Here is a 20,219-nt window from a genome sequence, read left to right on the forward strand (position 1 = left end):
GGGCCACCCCCCCCGCCGCCCGGTAGTAACCTCGGCCCGGGCCCGCGGCGCCCCGCCCGGTATTACGCGTACTCAGGCGAGGGCCGGCCCGCCGGACGACAATCGCAGAGCACTCCGCCGCCTCTTCCCCTCAGGATCGGAGCAACGCACTGTGGGACGCCCCGCACGTACCGCTGCCGTGGCCGCACTCCTTGCCGTCGCCCTGGCCGGATGCGGCACCGGGACGGGCAATCCGCCCGGTTCCGGCACCGGAACAGGCACCGGCACAGGCACCGAAACCGGAACCGGAACAGGGACCTCGGCACCGCAGGACGCGGCAGGGGCGGAGAGGGCTGCACAGGCGCGGCACGACCGGATGTTCGCGGATGTCGCGGCCCGCTGCCCAAACCGAGCGGAGACCGAGCGTCCCGCGCCGACCCGCACGGCCGGGGAGGGCCCGGCGGACGACGACCGGGCGAACGACGGCCCGCAGCCGGAGAACCCCAAGTACGCCGAGAATCATGCCTTCAAGAAGCAGTTGCCGATGGACGGCGACGCACTGTGCCGGGGCACGGCTCACGCGGAGCGGATCGCCAGAGACCTGACCGTCCCCGGCGGCTCGGCACCTCCGCACGCCCAGCGGGTCCTCGACGGGCTGATCAGGCTGGGGTACCCGAAGGAGAGCGTGCACGTCTCCCAGTCGTCGGACCGGGTCCGGTTCACGGTGTCGGTCCCGCAGGCCGGCCCGTGCGTCACCGGAGACATCGTCGCGGGGCAGGGCACGGACGTGTCACCGCATGGCGTGTACATGGAGGGCGGGTGCGTCGAACCGGTCGGCGGGCACTGACTCCAGCGGCAGCGGCCGGAACTCCCGGACCGGCGGCTGGGGCACCTGCGGTCCGGACAGTACGCGCTGCGGCTCCTTCACGCGCCGGCTGAACCAGATCACCTTGCCCTGATCCGTGGCGCAGGTGCCCCAGCTGTCGCTGAGCCTTGCGACCCTCGCGAGTCCGCCCCGGGTGGGGGACGAGGTGTGCAGCCGGGGCAGGGTCCGATCGCGGTCGGAGACGGAGGCGCCCAGATGGCGACCCGTCCAACGCAGCTCGACGACACACGTCTTGTCGCCGTCGACATGGTCGACGACATTGCCGACGAGTTCGTCGACGGCGCTGCACACCGGCGTGACATGGGCGTCGAGACCCCAGTACCTCAGATGCGCCGCGACAATGCGCCGGATCTGAGGAATGCGCTCAGGGGAGGCCGGCACTTCGATTCTGTACTGGCAGGCAACCGGAACATTCATGACCGTGGCTCCTCACCGCGACGGCCCGTCATTCGTAAATGGCCCCCGAGTACGAAGAGTGAGCCTGTGTCGCTTCTGGGTAATCCTCAGGGTGCACCGGCCCTCCGCCGCCCGCAACACGCGGCCGCAAGGGGCCGCACGTATCGCCGGGCTCTTGAGGCCCGCGCACCCGATCCCGCCGGTGGGCCCGGCCGCCCTCCGGCGCAGGCCCCGGGTTCGCCGAACCATCATGGGGCACACATCGACACATATCGCTAGAATTCGAACATGGCTGAGCGGTCCGGCACGCCGACCGCGCCCGCACTTCACGTGGAGACCGATACGGGTTCCACGGTGATGGATCCGACCCGGGCGTATCACGTCGGACGTGACCCCCTGAGCGACATCGTCATCGACGACGCGCGCGTCTCCTGGCACCACGCGGTCCTGCGCACCGTCGACGGGCACTGGACGCTGGCCGACGTGAACAGCACCAACGGCACGTACACCGAGGGCCACCGGATCCACGAGTGGGGTGTCGGTCCCGGCAGCGTCGTCCGCTTCGGCAGCGCGGTGGACGGCCCGCGGATGGTACTGACGGAGCCGGCTCCGGCATCCACCGAATCGCCCGTCGCCGATCCGCGACCCACGAAACCCCCAGCCCACGAACCGCAACCCGCGGAGCCCCCGGCCGCCGAACCGCAACCCGCGGAGCCCCCGGCCCCCGAAGCACACCCTGCCGAACCGCGCCCCGCGGGACTGCCTGCCGTCGGACCGGGGCCCGTCGAGCCGGCAGCGCCCGCCGCGGGGCGGCCGTCCGGCGTCTCGCTGCCCTCCGCCACGGGGACCTTCCGCAGGCCCACCAGCGTGCGGCCGCTGCCGGCCCGCACCGTGCGCATCGGCCGGTCTCCCGACAACGAACTCGTCGTGGACGACCTCGTCGTATCCCGCCGCCATGCCGAACTGCGCTCGCTGCCCGACGGGACGTACGAGATCGTCGACCTCGGCAGCCACAACGGCACCTATCTCAACGGCCTGCCCGTCGGCCGGGCCCCGGTGCTGCCCGGCGACATCGTCGGCATCGGGCACTCCGCGTTCGTCCTCGTCGGCGACGAACTCCAGGAGTTCGTCGACACCGGCGAGGTCTCCCTCGACGTGCAGAGCCTGGCGGTCTCGGTCGACCGGGGCCGCAAGGTACTCCTGGACCATGTCTCCTTCCCGGTGGGCGAGAGATGCCTGCTGGCCGTGGTCGGGCCGAGCGGCGCGGGCAAGTCCACACTGCTGAACGCCCTCACCGGACTGCGCCCCGCCGACCGGGGCACCGTCCTGTACGACGGGCGCGATCTGTATCGCGACTACGCCGAGCTGCGACGACGTATCGGGCTGGTCCCGCAGGAGGACATCCTGCACGCGCAGCTGACGGTGCGCCGCGCCCTCGCCTACGCCGCCGAGCTGCGCTTCCCGCAGGACACCGACCGGTCCGAGCGGGAGGCCCGCGTCACCGAGGTGATCCGGGAACTGGGCCTGGAGCAGCGGGCGGACCAGCCGATCCACAGCCTCTCCGGTGGCCAGCGCAAGCGGGTCAGCGTCGCGCTCGAGCTACTGACGAAACCGTCGCTGCTCTTCCTCGACGAGCCGACGTCGGGGCTCGACCCCGGCATGGACCGCTCCGTGATGCACATGCTCCGCGACTTGGCCGACGACGGCCGCACGGTCGTCGTGGTGACGCACAGCGTGCTCAGCCTGGACGTGTGCGACCGGCTCCTGGTCCTCGCCCCCGGCGGGCGGATCGCCTACTACGGGCCGCCGGCCGACGCCCTCGGCTTCTTCGGTTTCGCACAGTGGCCGGAGGCGTTCGAGGCGTTCGAGGGCGACCGGGGCCGGGACTGGGCGGGGACGTACCGCGCATCACGGTTCAACCGGCAGTACATCGTGGCCTCCACGGCCCAGCCGCGATCGCCGCAGGCAGCGGCGCCCGGGCCGGTGCCGCCACCGCCGAAGAACCAGAGCTGGGGCGCCCAGCTGCGCACGCTGGTACGCAGATACACCGCCGCGCTGAGCGCAGACCGCACCTTCCTCGTCATCATGATCGCCCTGCCGTTCGTCATGGGTGCGATGGCCCGCGCGCTGGCCGGGAGCCGGCTCGACCGGGAGACGGCCGTGAACGCCCTGCTCATCCTGTGCGTCGGCGGCGTGCTCACGGGCGCGGCGAACGCGGTCCGGGAGCTGGTCAAAGAGCGGCCGATCTACCAGCGGGAGCGAGCCGTCGGCCTGTCCAGGTCCGCGTATCTGATGTCCAAGGTCGTGGTACTCGGGGCGATCACCGTGCTCCAGGCAATCGTGCTGACGCTCGTCGCCCTGGCCGGTGTCGACCTCGGCGCCCCGGGCGGCGAGGGCGTCCTGCTGCCGCCGCTGGCGGAGATCACGCTCGCCGTCGCGCTGCTGTCGTTCACCGCGATGATGCTGGGTCTGCTGGTCTCCGCCGTGGTGCGCAAGGAGGAGGTCACGATGCCGCTGCTGGTCCTCCTCGCCATCGTGCAGGTGGTCTTCTGCGGCGCGCTGCTGAAGCTCGACGGTGTGGCGGTCGTCGAGCAGCTGGCGTGGCTCGTCCCGTCCCGGTGGGCGCTGGCGGCGATGGCCGGCACGATCGACCTCGGGCGGATCGTGCCCGGCGAGATGACGGCCGATCCGCTCTTCGAGCATTCGGCGGGCTTGTGGCTGCTCGACATGGGGATGCTGCTGGTGCTGTCGGCGCTGTTCGGCGTCCTCGTCGCCCGCCTGCTCCGCCGCCACGAACCCGCCGTCATGCGGAAGTAGGCCGGGACCGCCATGGCCGGCACCTGGAACTTCCGCGCCACACATGTCGTGCCGCAGTCGGGGATGTACGCCTGGGAGGCACCGGACGTGTCCCGGCCGACCACCCCGCTCGACCCGCTGCTGCCGGTCCAGCTGGCCGAGCGGCGCGGCGACTGGGGCCGGATCGTATGCGCGAACAGCTGGTCCGCGTGGGTCGACGGCCGCCTGCTGGTTCCCGTGCCGCAGGAGCCGCCGGCCGCCGGCCGGCCCCTCGCCCGCACGGAGGACCCACGGCCGCTGCTGGCCAGGATCGGCGACACGCTGGCCCGCTACCGGCGCGCCGTGGAGGACCTGGCGGACGGGCTGTCCGACGGCGAGACGTTCCGCGACCGTACGCGCGGACTGCGGGTGGGGCTGGTGGTGGACGGCGAGGCGGTGTGGCTGTACGACGCGGAGCACGAGCGCTGGGTGTACTGCGACGGGCTCCGGCTGAGCACGTTCGCGACCACGTCCGGCCCGGCGGCGCGCGCGGAGGCGGCGCCTGACGAGGAGGAGTCGGCCGGGCCCGGCCGGGCCCCGCCGCCGGCCGGCGCGCCGGCGGCGGAGCCGACGCGGGTCGTCGCCCCGGAGACCGCCTCACCGCCCGGCGGCCCCGAACCGACCCGCGTGGTTGGCCCCGAGCCACCCGACGGCCACGAACCGACCCCCGTCGCCACGCCCGAGCCACCCAACGGCCACGAACCGGCCGACGGCCACGAACCGACCCGCGTCGTCACGCCCGAGCGGCCCGAGCCGCCCGGCGGAACACCCGGCCACGAGCCCACGCGGATCGTGACTCCCGGAACACCGCCCGCCGCCGGAGACGGGGACGGGGACGGGGACGGGACCCGGCTCGTCGAGTCGGCCCCGGTGCGGGAGGAGGAACGCCCCGATGCGACCCGCGTCGTCGCGAGTCCCGAAGCGAGCGAGGTCGCGGAACCCTCCGGGACACGGGACGAGGACCGGCCCGACGCGACCGGAGTCGCGCGACGGCCCGACCCGGCCCGTGCCCCGGAGGGCCCCGACGTAGGAGGGGCAACAGAACGTGCCGACGGGACACGGGCGGTCGAACAGCCCGACGCACCACAGGTCGTGGAGCCCCCCGACGCAACACGGGCAACGGAACCCGCCGACGGGACCCGCGTCGTCGAACAGCCCGACGCCACCCAGGTCGTGCAGCGGCCGGAGGGGCCGGTCGGCGGGGGCGGTGAGCACTGATGGCGCAGCCTGCCGGCGTGTCAGGCGGCAGGCCGTCCGACCTGGTCGGCCGGCGAGTGGCGGACTACCTGGTGGAGCGCGAGATCGGCCGCGGCGGTATGGCGGTCGTCTACCGCGCCCGCGATCTTCGCCTCGACCGCACCGTCGCCCTGAAACTGCTCGCCCCCGAACTGGCCCGCAACGACACGTTCCGCAGACGGTTCACCCACGAGTCCCGTGTCGCCGCCGCCATCGACCATCCGCACATCGTGCCCGTCTTCGAGGCCGGCGAGACGGACGGTCTGCTCTACATCGCCATGCGCTACGTCGCCGGGCAGGATCTGCGCGTACTGCTCGACCGCATGGGTCCGCTGCCCGCCGTGGCGGCGGGGCGGATCGCCGCGCAGGTCGCGTCCGCCCTGGACGCGGCGCATGCGCACGAGCTGGTGCACCGGGACGTGAAACCCGGGAACATCCTGGTCGCCGAGGGAACGGACAGCGACCACCCCGAACACGTCTATCTCACGGACTTCGGACTGACGAAGAAGTCGCTGTCGCTGACCGGGTTCACGACGGTCGGCCAGTTCGTCGGCACGCTCGACTATGTGGCGCCGGAGCAGATATCCGGGCGGCCGGTGGACGGGCGGTGCGACGTGTACAGCCTCGGCTGCGTCGTCTTCGAGACGCTGGCCGGCGGTCCGCCGTTCCAGCGGGACGACGACATGGCCCTGCTGTGGGCGCACCAGTACGATCCGGCGCCGCCGCTGACCGGCGAGCGGCCCGATCTTCCCCCGGGGGTCGACGGCGTCATGGCGAAGGCCCTTGCCAAGAGCCCCGAGGACCGCTATGGCTCCTGCGGCGAGTTCGTGGCGGCGCTGCGCGCCGCGGCTGCCGCGCCCGCCGCGGACGGTGCAGCCGCGGGGAGCCACCCGGCGACGGTGGCGGCCGGGCGGAGCATGCGGCCCGGTGATGCGGGCCCTCCGCCACAACCGCCGCACTGGGCGCTGCCCGTCTTCCCCGGCCCGGCCGTGGCTCGTGGTCACTGAGAGCGGGGAGGCGCCTGTCCCCGGCGGTGCACGCGTGCGGCGAGGAGCCCGCCGATCAGACCGGTGACCAGCCCCCATGCGGCCGCGAGACCGAGCGCCGGCCACAGGTTCGGCCGCAGCGCCACCTCGCCGGCGAGGTCGCCGCCGAGATCACCGATGCCCAGCAGCGACAGTCCGTAGTGGGCGTAGAGCCGTACGAGCAGGCAGACGGCCAGCACGGTGAGGACGAGGGCGACGGCCATGTGCAGGGCGTGCTGCCACAGTCGTGTCCGGGCCGGTGAGCGGACCGCCATCAGGAAGGCGGCCGCCGTCACCAGCACGACGGCGGCGACCAGCAGCCACCAGGCGCGGCCGTCGCGTTCGGTGAGAGTGGCCAGGTCGAGACGGGACATGTCGCCGGTGCGGAGCACCTCGTCGAGGAGTTGCGGCATCGGCAGGCCGAAGGGCCCTTCCACCTTGCCCTCCCATGACGCGCCGAGGCCGAGTGTGAGGGCCAGCCAGGCCAGGTTCGGCAGACCGAGGAAGATCACGGCGAAGGTCTCGGCGGTGCTGTCGCGGGTCAGAGCGACCACGACGCCGATGACGACGCCGACCGCGACGTAGGCGAGCAGCAGGGCGACCATCGCGTACGCGGCCGGGCGCACCGATTCCTGGAAGCGCAGCAGCCGGGCGGGCAGCGGGGCGCCGCGCGACACCAGGACCGCCAGGACGAGCACGCCGGCCAGCCACAGCAGGCCGAAGACGAGCGTGAGCGGCAGGTCCGTGCGGAAGCCGACGCGCGGACCGGCGTCCAGCAGCTCTTCCAGGAACCCGCCGGTGGGGTCCTCGACGGGGATGACGAAGGTGTGGTGTGCGAGGGCGCCGAGGCCGATGAGGGCGAGCAGCCACAGGACGGCGATCCTGCCGGCCCAGCCCGCCAGTTCGCGCGCGGAGGCGACGGCCCGGTGGCGCAGCGGCCGCAGGAAGCCGGCGGCGACGGTGAGGGCTCCGGCGAGGGCCACGGAAAGCGGGAGAGCGGTGAGCCCGGCCCTGGTCTCGGCGATCAGGCCGGCGTCTCCGGCGACTTCCACGATGCCGCCGGCCGCCAGCACGACGATCGCCGCGACGACCGGGAGGAAGCCGCCGTCCGGCAGGTCCGCCGCCCCGGCCGCCCACAGTCCGAGTGCCGCGGTGGCGGCCATGACGACGAGGCCGCCGAGGACCGCGGCCAGTGCGTGGGGCCAGCCATGGGCCGGACGGGTCGAGCTGCCTGTGCTGGTGGGTGCCTGCTGACTCACGCTGCCACGCTATGCACGGCAGGTGGGGTCCGCTCCTCGGGTGGTCCGACCGCGTCCGCTTGCGGATGCCCCCGACCGGAGGAAGACAATGGGGCGTATCGGTAACGACGGAAGAAGACGCCCCCTTCCTTCCGCCTCCCCACGCCAGGGAAGAAGAACCCGTGAGTGCCGAACCTCCGTCCTCCGACCGCCCGACCGGTCCTCCCTCGGGTCCGCTCTCGGACCCGTCGCAGCCCGGCGCCACTCCTCCGCCGCCGCCACCGCCATCAGGGCCGTCCGAGCCCGGTCCGCCCGGCCCCCCGGGCGGACCGGGCAGTGGTCCGGGCGGTGGTCCCGGCGGGACCGGGCCCGGCGGTTCGCGCGAGGGTCCGGGCCGGCCCTGGTGGCGGTCCGTGCCCGGGATCGCCACGATCGCCGTCGCACTCGTCGTCGCCGTGGTCCTCGCCGTGGTGCTCACCCGACCGGACGGCGGCGCCGGACCGGAGGCCGGCGGCAGCGGGGAGGTCTTCCTGCAGGCCGCGGGCTCGACGGGGCCCGACCCCTTCACCGAGTCGACGGCGAAGGAGAGTTCACCGCCTGCCTCCACTCCCGCCGCCGAGCCCGGCGGGTCCACCGCAAGCCCCAACGTCACCCGCAGCATCGAGGGATCCGCCCCGGGGCTGTACGGCGGCACCCTCAAGGTGGCCAGCTGCGACGTGGAGCAGCAGATCAGGGCGCTCGGCGAGGACCCGGCCAAGAACCGGGCCTTCGCCGAGGTCCAGCGGATCGAGCCGGCCCGTGTTCCGGCGCTGCTGCGGTCGTTCACCCCGGTACAGCTGCGGATGGACACCCGGGTGACCAACCACGGCTACCAGGACGGCGAGCCGACCGCTTATCAGGCGGTACTCCAGGCCGGCACGGCGGTGCTGGTCGACGACCGCGGGGTGCCCAAGGTCCGCTGTGCCTGCGGCAATCCGCTGACGCCGCCCGTCGCACAACAGGACCCGCGGACGACCGGTGACCCGTGGCCCGGCTACCGTGCCTCGAACGTCGTCGTCGTCGCGCCGGCGGACCGGCCCGTCAAGGAGTTCGTCCTCCGCGACGGCGACGGATGGATCAAGCGTCCCGCGGGCGACACCGGCACCCGGGACGAGGAGACGAAGCCCCCCTCGGGCGAGCCCTCGCCGTCCGCGGACACCTCCCCCTCCGACGAGACCACCCCGCCCTCCGGCCGGCCGTCCGAGCCGCCGGCATCGGAGCCTCCTCCGCAGGAGCCGCCGCCCGAGTCGGACCCGGCGCCCGAGAGTCCTGCCGAACCCGAACAGCCCCCGTCCGAGCCGGCTCCGGAGTCCGGCGCCGACTCCCCCGACGGCCCTGCCCCCGACGGGCCCGCTCCGGACGAACCCGCCCCGGTGGCCCCCGGGCCGGGCGGGACGGCGCCCTGACGGCGGGACGCTTAGCAGCAGGCCGCCGCACCGCGCAAGGGGCCGTGGACAGCCGTCCACGGGCGAGGCTATGGGTCGCGTCACCATTCCTCGCCGCACGGGCCGTTCCTACGGTGACCGGAATCGTTCCGTCGCCTGTGGGAGGTCCCGATGCCACCGCGTCAACGCCGAGAACGCCCGTGCGGGCGTGCCCGTGTACGGGCGACCGTCCACCGCCTGGGCCGCAGCGCCGGCCGTCTGGGCACCGCACTCGCCGTGGCCGCCGGTGGCCTGCTCCTCTCCCCCGCGCCCGCCGCCCAGGCGGCCGCCGGCCTGGAGCGCGTCGCCGACTTCGGTGCCGACCCGGGAAACCTGGACATGTACGTCTACCGGCCTGCCTCCCCGGCACCGGATCCGGCGGTCGTGGTGGCTCTGCACGGCTGCACGCAGAGCGCCCGGGTGTACGCCGACAACGCGGGGCTCACGGCCTTCGCCGACCGCCACGGCTTCCTGCTCGTCTTCGCCGGCACGACGTCGGCGAACAACGTCAGCAGCTGCTTCAACTGGTTCCAGGCGACGGACAACCGCCGCGGGCAGGGCGAGGCGGCGTCCATCCGGCAGATGGTCGCGCACGCAGAGACCGCGTACGGCGCCGACCCGGCGCGCACCTTCGTCACCGGCCTGTCCGCGGGCGGCGCGATGACCTCGGTCATGCTCGCCGCCTACCCGGACGTCTTCGAGGCGGGCGCGGTGATCGCGGGTCTGCCGTACGACTGCACCAGGGACACCGGCCCGTTCGTCTGCATGAACCCGGGCACGGACCGTACGCCGGAGGTGTGGGCTCAGCGCGTGCGGGACGCGTACCCCTCGTACGCCGGACCGTGGCCGCGGGTGGCCGTCTGGCACGGCGACGCCGACGGCACGGTCGCCCCGGTGAACGCCCGCGAGCTGCGGGACCAGTGGACCGCCGTGCACGGGCTCGGCCAGACGCCTGACAGGACGTCGGTGATCGGCCCGAGCGGCACGCGCAGGGAGCAGTATCTGGACGGCAGCGGCAATGTCGCCGTCGAGGTCGACCGGGTGCCGTCGATCGGGCACGGGACGCCGGTGGACCCGGGCAGCGGCCCGCAGCAGTGCGGGCGGACCGGCACCGCGCACTTCATCGACTCCATCTGCTCCAGCCTGTGGGTCAGCGGGTTCTTCGGGCTGACCGGTGACGTCGACGACCCGGGCCCGGGCCCCGACCCCGATCCCGGTGATCCGGAGGCACCGGTGTGCTGGACCGACAGCAACTACGCGCATGTCCGGGCGGGCCGGGCGACGACCGCCGGCGGCTACACGTACGCGAAGGGCTCCGGTCAGTACATGGGTCTCTACAACACCTTCGTCACGCACACCCTCAAGGAGTCGCCGGCCGGGCACTACGTCGTCGCCGACGGCAGTTGCCCCTGACCGGCCGCGCACTCCACCTTTCCGCCATTTCCGACCAGGAGGCCCTTCCGTGCCGTTCGCCCTTCCGCCAGGCATCCTTTCCGCACGCCGCAGACGGTCCGGTACGACCGCACGCGCCGCACGCGCCGTCACCGGGGCCGCGCTGCTGCTCGGGCTGACCGCCGTCCCCGCCGCGGAGGCCGGGGAGGCCCCGGAGGTCCGGGATCCGGGACACTGCGCACACCGGCACACACTGCGGGTGCCCGGCGCCGAGCATCAGGAACTGTCCTGCCTCGACGAGTTGACCACGGCCGGGACGGTCGCCTCCGGGCACACCGACCAGGCCGACTGGGCGGGCCTGACACCGGCGGGGCTCGAAACTCCCCGTGGCGTCCCCGGCATCCAGATCGACGGCTACTTCCCCGACGGCTCGGCCACGAACACCAACCACGGCTGGATGCACGACTCCCAGTTCGTCATCCGGCTGCCCGACCGCTGGAACGGCGGCCTGGTCGTCGCCGGGTCCCCCGGCGTACGTGAGCAGTACGCCAACGACCGGGCGATCGCCGACTGGGTACTCGCCCGCGGCTACGCCTTCGCCGCGACCGACAAGGGCAACACCGGTGCCGCGTTCCACCGGGACGGGCGGCGCCCCGGCGAGGCGATCGCCGAGTGGAACGACCGGGTCACCCAACTGACCAGGGCCGCCCGTACGGTCGTCGCCCAGCGCTACCACCGTCCACCGCGGCACACCCTCGCCACCGGCATGTCCAACGGCGGATACCTGGTGCGCTGGCAACTGGAGAACCGGCCCGAGCTGTACGACGGCGGGGTGGACTGGGAGGGCACCCTGTGGCGCACCGACGGCCCGAACCTGCTGACGTTCCTGCCGCCCGCGCTGCGTGCGTACCCGGTGTACGCGGCGAGCGGCGTCGGTGCAGGGCAGGCGCACCGGGAGATGGTCACGGCCGGATATCCGGCGGGCTCCGAGTTCCTGTGGCCGTACCACCACCGGTACTACTGGGACGTGACGCAGCGGATCTACCGCGAGGAGCTGGACCCCGCTTTCGACGGGGCGACGGAGGCCGGGACACCGTTCTGCGCGCCGGGGACGCCCGCCTGCGACGCGGACTACGACTACGCCTCCCGGCCCCGGGAGGTGCACCGGGCCGTGGACCGGATCGCGCTGACGGGCCGGATCGGCAAGCCGCTGATCACGCTGCACGGCACGCTGGACGTGCTGCTGCCCATCGGTCGGGGGTCGGACGTGTACGCGCGCATGGTCCGCGACGCCGGGCGGGACGGGCTCTTCCGCTACTACCGCATCGAGGGCGGGACGCACGTCGACTCGTTGTACGACGTCTTTCCGGATCGGCTGCGGCCGTTGGCGCCGTGCCACCGCTCGGCGTTCGCGGCGATGGAGGACTGGATCACGCAGCGCGGCACGCCGGCGGCGAGCCACACGGTGGCCCTGCCGGGAGAGGGGCGGGATCCGCTCACCGAGTGCACGCTGGGACGCCGGTAGCGGCGGCGGGCAGCGGTACGGCTCGGGACGCGCCGTCGACCAGGGGCCTTCCCCGGCGTCGACCGGTCCGCTGCCGCTGAGCACGCTGTACGCGATGCGGGACGCGCAGGTCCGGTGCGTCCGGCCGCAGGTGCGCGACAGCTGGTGACGGCCGCAGCCGTTCGGCCGTCTGTGCTGCCACCGGCGGATATATCGCTGAGATTGGGTACCCGCTATGCATGGTCACTTTCAACCAGTCGGCCCAGGGCGTCGAGACCGTCTTCATGGCCGCTGACGGAGCCCCTGCGGCGATCATCTTCGGACTGATCGTGATCGGGCTGTTGGTGCTGCTCGTATGGGTCGTGTGGCAGGTGGGCGCGCGGCGTCGGCGCGACGCGCCGCCGTCGGAGGAGGAGCAGCCGAGGCGCCCCGATCACCAGACCCACTACGAGACCCGTCTGGAGCCCGACGACTTCGACCCGAGCGAGGGCCGTGAGGTCCCGGGCCGGCTGACGCCCCACGAACTCCACGGCTACGGCAACATGGGGGCGCGGCCGGCACCCGAGAAGAAGCCGCCGCGGGACTCGGACGACGGCGGCGGCGCGTTCGGCAGTGGCGGCCACGGCGGCTGAGGCGCCCGGCACCCCGGCGCCGTCGGCCGGCGGCGTTCCGCGCTGCCCTCCACAGGTGTCCGCACCACGGGAGGTCCGACAGGAAGTCCGGACTACCGCAGGTAGTCCGGACTACCGTCGGGATTCGGATCAGGTCGTCGGCAGGGTGCGGACCGCCGTCGGTCATCAGGGTGCGGACCGCCGTCGGTCATCAGGGTGCGAACCGCCGTCGGGCTCTGACCGATCGCCGCGGCGCATGACGGCCGCCGGCACCAGCCAGCAGAGCATGAGCGCCCCGACGAGGGCGGCGGCCATCACCAGCGCTGCCGTGTCGCTGATCGCGGGCACGCTGCGCAGTACGAGCAGCAGGGCCAGCCCCACCATGCCGAGCAGCAGCACGACGCCCGCGAAGGTGAGCCGGGAACCCCACCGGGCCGCCTCGAACTTCAGTCCGCGGCCGGTGACCATGCGGTGGATGCCGACGGGCGCGACGAGTACCCCGATGGCGGTCGCCCCCAGCAGCAGACAGGCGACGTACACGGCACGGTCCACGTCGCCGAGGGCGGTGAAGAGCGGCGTGAAGGCCACGGCCAGCAGGAAGACGAAGAGCAGCTGGACGCCCGCGAGGACGACCCTCACCTCGCGCAACAGCTCCCCCCACAGCCGGTCCAGGCGTTCCCCCTCGCTCTCACGACGCTCTCCCGGGCCGGTGCGAGCCATCCCCCACGGCCCGCCGCCGCTCAGCACGGTCCGGGGTCCTGCTCGCCGCCGCGTACCCGGCGCCGGCCGGAGAACCGTTTGGACCATCGGCAGACGAGTACCAGAAGACCGACCAGGGTCAGCGCCCATGTAGTGGCGAACGCCCAGATGAGGCCGGGCGCCGAGGTGGACGCCGCCATCACCAGCAGGACGCATGTCAGGGTCGCCAGCCCGCTCACTGCGGCGGCGAGCAGATGCGTGCGGAACCCGTGGGTGATCCGCGCGAGCGGCGGGCCGGGACTCATCGTCCGCAGGCGGCGGTCCAAGAGTTCGTCGGCGCGCAGATCCCGTTCGATCTCGGCGAGGATCATCCGCTCCGGCTCGGAGAGTCCGGGTCCGTCCATGACTGGCACCTCCGTACGCTGTCAGCGGCGTGTTCAGTCCTCGCCCCGGACGATATTCGCTTCCGGGTTGTTCTTCTCCGTCTGCCGGTCGGGCTCGCGCCCCTGCGTCACCACTGCGGGCCTGCAGGTACGCACTCGTTCCCGCTCGGAGATTCGGCTGCTGATCCTTCCGGTGTCGGCCCGGCTCTCCACGGCAGACACCTCCTCTTGTTGCTCGGTACCGGCAAGGGGGCCGGCGGTGCCACGTTTCTGTCCTCGCGAGTACCCGGTCCGCCCCGTATCAGTCACCCGTGGCCGGGCCGTGTACGAGTGCTTCGGCGGGCCGTCGAGGGGCACCCGGCCCGTATGTCGAACTCTCATTCTCCGCGCGCGGCCGACCGGACGCACCGGCGTACGCGCACGACGGATTCACACTGGATACGCACCGGCGGCACCACGTCCTACCCTCCCCTGACGGCCGACCTCGAGGTCGATGTGGCCGTCGTGGGCGGCGGGGTCGCCGGGCTGAGCACGGCGTGGGAGCTGACCCGTGAGGGCGGCCGGTCGGTGGTGGTGCTCGAGGCCGACCGGATCGCGGCCGGTGTCACGGGCTTCACGACGGCCAAGGTGACGGCACAGCACGGCATGCTCTACGACCGGCTGCGGCGGACCAGGGGTGCCGCGGGCGCCCGGCTGTACGCGCAGTCCCAGCAGGCGGCCGTCGAGCGCGTGGCGGAGGTCGCCTCCGTACTCGACGTCGAGTGCGAGTTCGAGCGCGGCCCGTCCTTCGTCTACGCCAGGGACCGGGCGGAGCGCGCGGCCCTGAAGAGCGAGGCCGAGGCCGAGGCGGAGGCGGGGCTGGACGCGGCGTACGTGGAGGAGACCGGACTGCCGTACCCGGTCGCGGGGGCGGTACGCGTGGCGGACCAGGCCCAGTTCCATCCCCGTAAGTACCTCCTCGGTCTGGCGCGCGACCTGACCGCGTACGGCAACACCATCCACGAGCGGACCCGGGTGACCGGCCTGCGCGAGGGCACGCCCTGCCGGCTCACCACGGAGGGCGGTCACACGGTGACCGCTCGCGATGTCGTGGTCGCCACGCACTTCCCCGTCTTCGACCGGGCGCTGCTGTTCGCTCGGATGTCGCCGCGGCGGGAGCTGGTCGTGGCCGCGCCACTGCCCGCCGACCGCGACCCGGGCGGCATGTACATCACCGAGGAGGGCGCGAAGCGGTCGGTGCGCACGGCGCCGCTGGACGACGGCCGGCGGCTGCTGATCGTGACCGGGGAGTCCTTCACTCCCGGAACGGCGGACGTCCCGGAGCGGATCGGGATCCTCGACGAGTGGATGCACGCGCACTTCGCCGTGGAGGAGACCATGTACCGCTGGGCGGCGCAGGACAACGACCCGAGCGACCGGGTGCCGTTGATCGGGCCGTTCCATCCGGGCGCCCGGCACACCTATGTGGCGACCGGCTTCGGCGGCTGGGGCATGAGCGGCGGCGTGCTGGCCGGGCGGCTGCTGACGAGTCTGATCTGCGCGGTGAAACCCCCGTGGACGGACCTGTACGACCCGCGGCGGCTGTGGAGCACCCTGCGGGAGGCGCCGACCCTGCTCTCCCAGCAGGCGGAGGTCGGCAAGCACTTCGTCGGCGACCGGCTGCGGACCACCCATGTGGACTCCGTCTCGGACATCGCGCCGGGGAGCGGTGCGGTGGTGCGCCTGAACGGTCAGCGCTGCGCCGTCCACCGCGACGACGACGGCGTCTGCCACGCGGTCTCCGCCCGCTGCACCCATCTGGGCTGCCTGGTGGCGTTCAACGAGGCGGAACGCAGCTGGGACTGCCCCTGCCACGGCTCGAGGTTCGGCGTGGACGGCTCGGTGCTGCACGGTCCGGCGGTCCGGCCCCTGGAGCAGCGGAGCGTCGACGGCCCCGACGCTCCGGACAGCCCCGAAAGCACCGACGGCCCTGACGGCGCCGTCGGCTCCTGAACGACCGGACCGCAGGATCCGCCACAGACTGGTAGGAAGAGAACAAAACGTCACCACCCGACCGGAAGGGCTGCGGCGTGGACGCAACCAGCCGACCGGAGACCTCGGGCGCCCCGACCGGTGAGGGCGCCCATCACTCCACGGTCACCCTGCACGTCAACGGAGTCAGGCACACCCTGGCACTCGACAACCGCACCACCGTCCTGGACGCCCTGCGCGAGCATCTGGACCTGACGGGCCCCAAGAAGGGGTGCGATCACGGCCAGTGCGGCTCGTGCACCGTGATCGCCGACGGCCGGCGGGTCAACAGCTGTCTGATGCCGGCCGTGTCCCACGACGAGGCGCACATCACCACGGCGGAAGGGCTCGCGCCCGGAGGCGGACTCCATCCCGTGCAGGAGGCGTTCGTCGCCAAGGACGCCCTCCAGTGCGGCTACTGCACTCCGGGTCAGGTCTGCTCCGCGGTCGCGATGCTGGCCGAGGCCGCCGACGGCCGGCCCTCCCTGGTGACCGGCCCCCGGAAGGCGGACGGGCCCGTGGAACTGACCCGACAGGAGATCAGCGAGCGCATGAGCGGCAATCTCTGCCGCTGCGGCGCGTACACCAACATCGTGTCGGCCATCGAGGACGTGACCCTGTGAAGCCCTTCGCCTATGTCCGACCCGGCACGGCCGCGGAGGCGGTCGCCGCGTTCGCCGCGCACACCGGGGCGCAGTACCTCGCGGGCGGCACGAACCTGGTCGACCTGATGAAGCTCGGGGTCGCGACGCCCGACGTGCTCATCGACGTCAGCCGGCTGCCGCTCGACACGGTGGAGGGCGTGCCGGGAGGCGGCCTCCTGATCGGCACGGCCGTGCGCAACAGCGACCTCGCGGCCCATCCGGCGGTGCGTACGCGCTACTTCGCGCTGTCGCAGGCGTTGCTCGCCGGGGCCTCCGGCCAGCTGCGCAACGCGGCGACGACCGGCGGGAACCTGCTGCAGCGCACCCGCTGCCCGTACTTCCAGGACATCTCCAAGCCCTGCAACAAGCGGGCGCCGGGCACCGGCTGCCCCGCCAGGGAAGGTGTCCACCGCGACCTGGCCGTACTGGGCCACTCCGAGCACTGCGTAGCCACGCACCCCTCGGACATGGCCGTGGCACTGGCCGCGTTCGACGCCACGGTCCATCTGCACTCGACCGACGGGGACAGGTCGCTGCCGGTCACCGAGTTCCACCGGCTGCCCGGGGACCGCCCCCAGGTGGACACCGAACTCCGTGCCGGCGAGCTGATCACGAGCGTGGAGCTTCCGCCGGTGCCACCAGGCGCGCGGTCGGCCTACCGGAAGGCGCGCGACCGTGCCTCGTACGCCTTCGCACTCGTCTCCGTCGCGGCGGTCCTCGCGGTCGAGGACGGGCGGGTCCGGCACGCGGCGCTGGCTTTCGGCGGCCTCGCCCACCGGCCCTGGCGCGCCCGTCGGGCGGAGGAGCGACTCGCCGGTGCCCCGGTCGGCCGGGAGACGTTCCTCCGGGCGGCGGAGGCGGAGCTGGTGGCAGCGCGGCCGCTGCGGGACAACGCGTACAAGGTGCGGCTCGCACGCAATCTGGCGGTCGACGTGCTCGGCCGGCTGGCCGCAGGAACCGACGACACCGGGGAGCCGTCGTCATGAGCCGGGCCGCCACGGTGCTGGGCGCCCCCGTGGAACGGCGGGAGGCCCGGGACAAGGCGGCGGGCCGCGCGCGTTACGCCGCCGAGCACACACCGTCGGGCTGCGCGTACGGCTGGCCGGTGCCCGCCACCGTCGCCAGGGGCCGCGTGGCGGCACTCCACACGGACGAGGTGCTGGAGCTGCCCGGGGTCGTGGCGGTGCTCACCCACGAGAACGCGCCCCGTCTCGGGGAGCCGGACGATCCGACGCTCCGGCTCCTCCAGGACGACCGTGTCCCGCACCGCGGCTGGTACATCGCCCTGGTCGTGGCCGACAGCCTCGAGAACGCCCGCGCGGCAGCGACCGCGCTGCGCGTCGACTACGAGACCGAGGAGCACGACGTACGGCTCACCGCCGGGCACCCGGGGCTGTACACGCCCGAGGAGGCCAACGGCGGTTTCCCGGCGGTACGCGAACGGGGCGACTTCGAGGGCGCGTACGAAGCGGCCGATGTCCGTGTCGACGCCTCGTACGGCATCACCGCCCTGCACAACCATCCGATGGAGCCGCACGCCGCCACGGCCCACTGGCACGACGGCCGGCTGACCGTGTGGGACTCCAGCCAGGGTTCCGGTTCGCTACGGGACGCCCTGGCTCAGCTGTTCGGGCTGGACAGGAAGCAGGTCACCGCGGTGTCGGAGCACGTCGGCGGCGGCTTCGGGTCCAAGGGGACGCCGCGGCCGCCGGTGGTGCTCGCCGCGATGGCGGCCCGCCACACCGGGCGTCCCGTCAAGGTGTCCCTGCCGCGGCGCCAGATGCCCGCGGTCGTCGGCCACCGCGCGCCGACGCTGCATCATGTCCGGCTCGGCTCCGGCGCCGACGGCCGGATCACGGCACTCGCCCACGAGGTGGTCACCCAGACCTCGCGGGTGAAGGAGTTCGTGGAGCAGGCCGCGGTCCCCGCCCGGGTCATGTACGCCTCCCCCGGCAGCCGTACGGCGCACCGGGTGGCCGCCCTCGACGTGCCGACGCCGTCGTGGATGCGGGCCCCCGGCGAGACACCCGGGATGTACGCCCTGGAGTGCGCGATGGACGAACTCGCCCTCGCCGCGGGGCTGGACCCCGTCGAGCTGCGGCTGCGCAACGAACCGGAGACCGAACCGGACTCGGGCCTGCCGTTCAGCAGCAGGCACCTCGGCGAATGCCTCCGCCTGGGGCAGGAGCTCTTCGGCTGGCGGCACCGCGCCACCGCCCCGGGGGTCACGAGGGAGGGCGACCTGCTGCTCGGCACCGGTGTCGCGGCGAGCACCTATCCCGTGCTGGTCGCGCCGTCGTCCGCGACGGTCCACGCGGGCCGCGACGGAAGCCGTCTGATCCGGGTCAACGCCACCGACATCGGCACCGGCGCGCGGACCGTGCTGGCGCAGATCGCCGCGGAGGCGCTGGACGTGCCCCTGGAGTCGGTGTCCGTCGAGATCGGCAGCTCGGACCTGCCGCAGGCCCCGCTGGCCGGCGGCTCCTCGGGCACGGCCTCGTGGGGCTGGGCGGTCCACAAGGCGAGTTCGCAGCTCGCGGAGCGCCTCGCGGTCCTGGGCGGGGAGCTGCCGCCGGAGGGGGTGACCGTCAGGGCCGACACGAGGGCGGAGACCGGGGCGGAGCCCGCCCACGCCCGGCACGCGTTCGGCGCCGTGTTCTGCGAGGCGCAGGTCGACACGGTCACGGGCGAGGTGGCGGTTCGCCGGATGCTCGGCGTGTACGCGGCGGGCCGCATCCTCAACGCCCGTACCGCTCGCTCCCAGTTGATCGGCGGGATGACGATGGGCATCGGGATGGCGCTGATGGAGGGCAGCACGATGGACGAGCGCTTCGGGGACTACGCGGAGTGCGACCTCGCGATGTACCACGTGCCCGTCTGCGCCGACGTCCACTCGATCGACGCCCGGTGGATCGACGAGGACGACCCGCACCTCAACCCGATGGGCAGCAAGGGCATCGGCGAGATCGGCATCGTCGGCACTGCGGCGGCCGTGGCGAACGCGGTGCGCCATGCGACGGGCGTCCGGCTGAGGGATCTGCCGCTCACCCCGGACAAGGTGCTGGAGTCGCTCCAAGGTCCGGCGGCTACCGGGGGCCGAGGCCGCTGACGCAAGCGGCGCGTTGGAGCACGTCGACGAGCATCGGGAGGGTGAGCCGCCCGGTGAACACGTTGCGCCTGCTGGGGTGGTAGCAGCCGAGCAGGTGGAGTCCGGGCCGGCCGTCACCGCCGGGCAGTACGACGCCGCCGCCGGGCAGTACGACGTGGGCGCCGTGGCCGAACGCGGGTCGCGGCCGGGGCAGCCGGTAGCCGGCGGCCTCCAGAACGGGCAGCAGCGCCTGCCATCCGAACCCGCCGAGGACGACGACGGCACGCAGACCGGTCAGCAGGGACAGCTCCCGGGCGAGCCACGGGCGGCAGGTGTTCCGTTCACCGGGCGTGGGCCGGTTCTGCGGCGGGGCGCAGTGGACGGGCGCGGTGACGCGAACGCCGTGCAGGACGAGTCCGTCGCCCCGGTGCGTGGACGTCGGCTGCGAGGCGAGGCCGACGGCGTGCAGGGCGTCGAAGAGCACGTCCCCGGAGTCGTCACCGGTGAACATACGGCCGGTGCGGTTGCCGCCGTGCGCGGCAGGGGCGAGTCCGACGACGGCGAGCGACGCGTCGGCGGGTCCGAAGCCGGGTACCGGCCTGCCCCAGTACTCCCGGTCGGCGAAGGCCGCCCGCCGGGTCCGGGCGACCTGTTCCCGCCAGGCCACCAGCCGCGGGCAGGCTCTGCACCGGCTGACGGCCGCGTCCAGCTCGCCGAGGCCGGCGCAGTGCGGGGCCGTGCGGGCCGGGAAGTCGTCGTCCGCCGGTTCGGCGTGCGGGGCGGGCATCGGGGGGCCGGTCATGGGTCCACGCTAGGGCTTGTGCGGCGGT

At 73.4% G+C, this 20,219-nt stretch carries 17 protein-coding genes; 12 read left to right on the forward strand and 5 right to left on the reverse strand.

The features are described 5' to 3' along the window. Nucleotides 1-151 precede the first annotated feature (151 nt). The gene (locus AB0903_RS21190) at nt 152-826 is read left to right on the forward strand and encodes a hypothetical protein (protein ID WP_366704967.1); all 675 of its coding nucleotides are present in this window, start codon (nt 152-154) and stop codon (nt 824-826) included. Here AB0903_RS21190 and AB0903_RS21195 read toward each other — a convergent pair. Continuing rightward, entirely contained in the window at nt 770-1,282 is a 513-nt protein-coding gene (locus tag AB0903_RS21195) for an ATP-binding protein (protein WP_366704969.1), read from the reverse strand. The genes AB0903_RS21190 and AB0903_RS21195 overlap by 57 nt on opposite strands. A 267-nt stretch (nt 1,283-1,549) precedes the next feature. On the opposite strand from AB0903_RS21195, the gene AB0903_RS21200 reads away from it, so the two are divergent. The 3 genes from AB0903_RS21200 to AB0903_RS21210 are packed head-to-tail and all read left to right on the forward strand — an operon-like array spanning nt 1,550 to nt 6,339. After that, nucleotides 1,550-4,078, forward strand: a complete 2,529-nt coding sequence (locus AB0903_RS21200) for an FHA domain-containing protein (protein WP_366704971.1) — start codon at nt 1,550-1,552, stop codon at nt 4,076-4,078. A 12-nt stretch (nt 4,079-4,090) separates the two neighbouring features. Beyond that, nucleotides 4,091-5,314, forward strand: a complete 1,224-nt coding sequence (locus tag AB0903_RS21205; protein WP_366704973.1) for a hypothetical protein — start codon at nt 4,091-4,093, stop codon at nt 5,312-5,314. After that, complete coding sequence (locus AB0903_RS21210; RefSeq protein ID WP_366704975.1) at nt 5,314-6,339, forward strand: serine/threonine-protein kinase; 1,026 nt, start codon at nt 5,314-5,316, stop codon at nt 6,337-6,339. The genes AB0903_RS21205 and AB0903_RS21210 overlap by 1 nt, the downstream gene beginning before the upstream one ends. On the opposite strand, the gene AB0903_RS21215 is transcribed toward AB0903_RS21210, so the two are convergent. Then, complete coding sequence (locus AB0903_RS21215; RefSeq protein ID WP_366704977.1) at nt 6,333-7,616, reverse strand: streptophobe family protein; 1,284 nt, start codon at nt 7,614-7,616, stop codon at nt 6,333-6,335. The genes AB0903_RS21210 and AB0903_RS21215 overlap by 7 nt on opposite strands. A 161-nt stretch (nt 7,617-7,777) precedes the next feature. Between AB0903_RS21215 and AB0903_RS21220 the strand changes: the two genes are divergently transcribed. The 4 genes from AB0903_RS21220 to AB0903_RS21235 all read left to right on the forward strand — a co-directional run bounded on the left by AB0903_RS21220 (nt 7,778) and on the right by AB0903_RS21235 (nt 12,586). After that, complete coding sequence (locus AB0903_RS21220; protein WP_366704979.1) at nt 7,778-9,040, forward strand: DUF6777 domain-containing protein; 1,263 nt, start codon at nt 7,778-7,780, stop codon at nt 9,038-9,040. A gap of 150 nt (nt 9,041-9,190) precedes the next feature. Beyond that, nucleotides 9,191-10,471 carry a PHB depolymerase family esterase gene (locus AB0903_RS21225; RefSeq protein WP_366704981.1) on the forward strand — a complete coding sequence of 427 codons (1,281 nt, stop codon included), beginning with the start codon at nt 9,191-9,193 and terminating at the stop codon, nt 10,469-10,471. Between the two features lie 154 nt (nt 10,472-10,625). After that, a complete protein-coding gene (locus tag AB0903_RS21230; RefSeq protein ID WP_366705067.1) occupies nt 10,626-11,975 on the forward strand; it encodes a tannase/feruloyl esterase family alpha/beta hydrolase in 1,350 nt (449 codons plus the stop codon). 218 nt (nt 11,976-12,193) lie between these two features. Further along, the gene (locus AB0903_RS21235) at nt 12,194-12,586 is read left to right on the forward strand and encodes a DUF6479 family protein (protein WP_366704983.1); all 393 of its coding nucleotides are present in this window, start codon (nt 12,194-12,196) and stop codon (nt 12,584-12,586) included. A gap of 165 nt (nt 12,587-12,751) precedes the next feature. On the opposite strand, the gene AB0903_RS21240 is transcribed toward AB0903_RS21235, so the two are convergent. Next, the gene (locus tag AB0903_RS21240) at nt 12,752-13,285 is read right to left on the reverse strand and encodes a DUF6328 family protein (protein ID WP_366704985.1); all 534 of its coding nucleotides are present in this window, start codon (nt 13,283-13,285) and stop codon (nt 12,752-12,754) included. Nucleotides 13,286-13,305: 20 nt separating this feature from the next. Beyond that, on the reverse strand, nt 13,306-13,668 hold the full coding sequence (locus AB0903_RS21245) for a hypothetical protein (RefSeq protein WP_366704987.1): 363 nt from the start codon (nt 13,666-13,668) through the stop codon (nt 13,306-13,308). Nucleotides 13,669-14,013: 345 nt separating this feature from the next. On the opposite strand from AB0903_RS21245, the gene AB0903_RS21250 reads away from it, so the two are divergent. The 4 genes from AB0903_RS21250 (at nt 14,014) to AB0903_RS21265 (ending at nt 19,410) form a co-directional block, all read left to right on the forward strand. Beyond that, a complete protein-coding gene (locus AB0903_RS21250; RefSeq protein ID WP_366704989.1) occupies nt 14,014-15,639 on the forward strand; it encodes an FAD-dependent oxidoreductase in 1,626 nt (541 codons plus the stop codon). A gap of 77 nt (nt 15,640-15,716) precedes the next feature. Further along, the gene (locus tag AB0903_RS21255) at nt 15,717-16,280 is read left to right on the forward strand and encodes a 2Fe-2S iron-sulfur cluster-binding protein (protein WP_366704991.1); all 564 of its coding nucleotides are present in this window, start codon (nt 15,717-15,719) and stop codon (nt 16,278-16,280) included. Further along, the gene (locus AB0903_RS21260) at nt 16,277-17,287 is read left to right on the forward strand and encodes a xanthine dehydrogenase family protein subunit M (protein ID WP_366704993.1); all 1,011 of its coding nucleotides are present in this window, start codon (nt 16,277-16,279) and stop codon (nt 17,285-17,287) included. The genes AB0903_RS21255 and AB0903_RS21260 overlap by 4 nt, the downstream gene beginning before the upstream one ends. Further along, nucleotides 17,284-19,410 carry a xanthine dehydrogenase family protein molybdopterin-binding subunit gene (locus AB0903_RS21265; protein WP_366704995.1) on the forward strand — a complete coding sequence of 709 codons (2,127 nt, stop codon included), beginning with the start codon at nt 17,284-17,286 and terminating at the stop codon, nt 19,408-19,410. Before AB0903_RS21260 ends, AB0903_RS21265 begins: the two co-directional genes overlap by 4 nt. Here AB0903_RS21265 and AB0903_RS21270 read toward each other — a convergent pair. Beyond that, nucleotides 19,388-20,191 (reverse strand): uracil-DNA glycosylase, encoded by an 804-nt coding sequence (locus AB0903_RS21270; RefSeq protein ID WP_366704997.1) that lies wholly within the window; start codon nt 20,189-20,191, stop codon nt 19,388-19,390. The genes AB0903_RS21265 and AB0903_RS21270 overlap by 23 nt on opposite strands. Nucleotides 20,192-20,219 lie beyond the last annotated feature (28 nt).

The organism is Streptomyces sp. NPDC048389, from assembly GCF_040706335.1.
Lineage (GTDB): Bacteria > Actinomycetota > Actinomycetes > Streptomycetales > Streptomycetaceae > Streptomyces.

Coding starts and splice junctions, on each gene's coding strand:
- AB0903_RS21195 (WP_366704969.1), bottom strand. CDS start 1,282: ATGAATGTTCCGGTTGCCTGCCAGTACAGAATCGAAGTGCCGGCCTCC.
- AB0903_RS21200 (WP_366704971.1), top strand. CDS start 1,550: ATGGCTGAGCGGTCCGGCACGCCGACCGCGCCCGCACTTCACGTGGAG.
- AB0903_RS21205 (WP_366704973.1), top strand. CDS start 4,091: ATGGCCGGCACCTGGAACTTCCGCGCCACACATGTCGTGCCGCAGTCG.
- AB0903_RS21210 (WP_366704975.1), top strand. CDS start 5,314: ATGGCGCAGCCTGCCGGCGTGTCAGGCGGCAGGCCGTCCGACCTGGTC.
- AB0903_RS21225 (WP_366704981.1), top strand. CDS start 9,191: ATGCCACCGCGTCAACGCCGAGAACGCCCGTGCGGGCGTGCCCGTGTA.
- AB0903_RS21235 (WP_366704983.1), top strand. CDS start 12,194: ATGGTCACTTTCAACCAGTCGGCCCAGGGCGTCGAGACCGTCTTCATG.
- AB0903_RS21240 (WP_366704985.1), bottom strand. CDS start 13,285: ATGGCTCGCACCGGCCCGGGAGAGCGTCGTGAGAGCGAGGGGGAACGC.
- AB0903_RS21245 (WP_366704987.1), bottom strand. CDS start 13,668: ATGGACGGACCCGGACTCTCCGAGCCGGAGCGGATGATCCTCGCCGAG.
- AB0903_RS21250 (WP_366704989.1), top strand. CDS start 14,014: ATGTCGAACTCTCATTCTCCGCGCGCGGCCGACCGGACGCACCGGCGT.
- AB0903_RS21265 (WP_366704995.1), top strand. CDS start 17,284: ATGAGCCGGGCCGCCACGGTGCTGGGCGCCCCCGTGGAACGGCGGGAG.
- AB0903_RS21270 (WP_366704997.1), bottom strand. CDS start 20,191: ATGACCGGCCCCCCGATGCCCGCCCCGCACGCCGAACCGGCGGACGAC.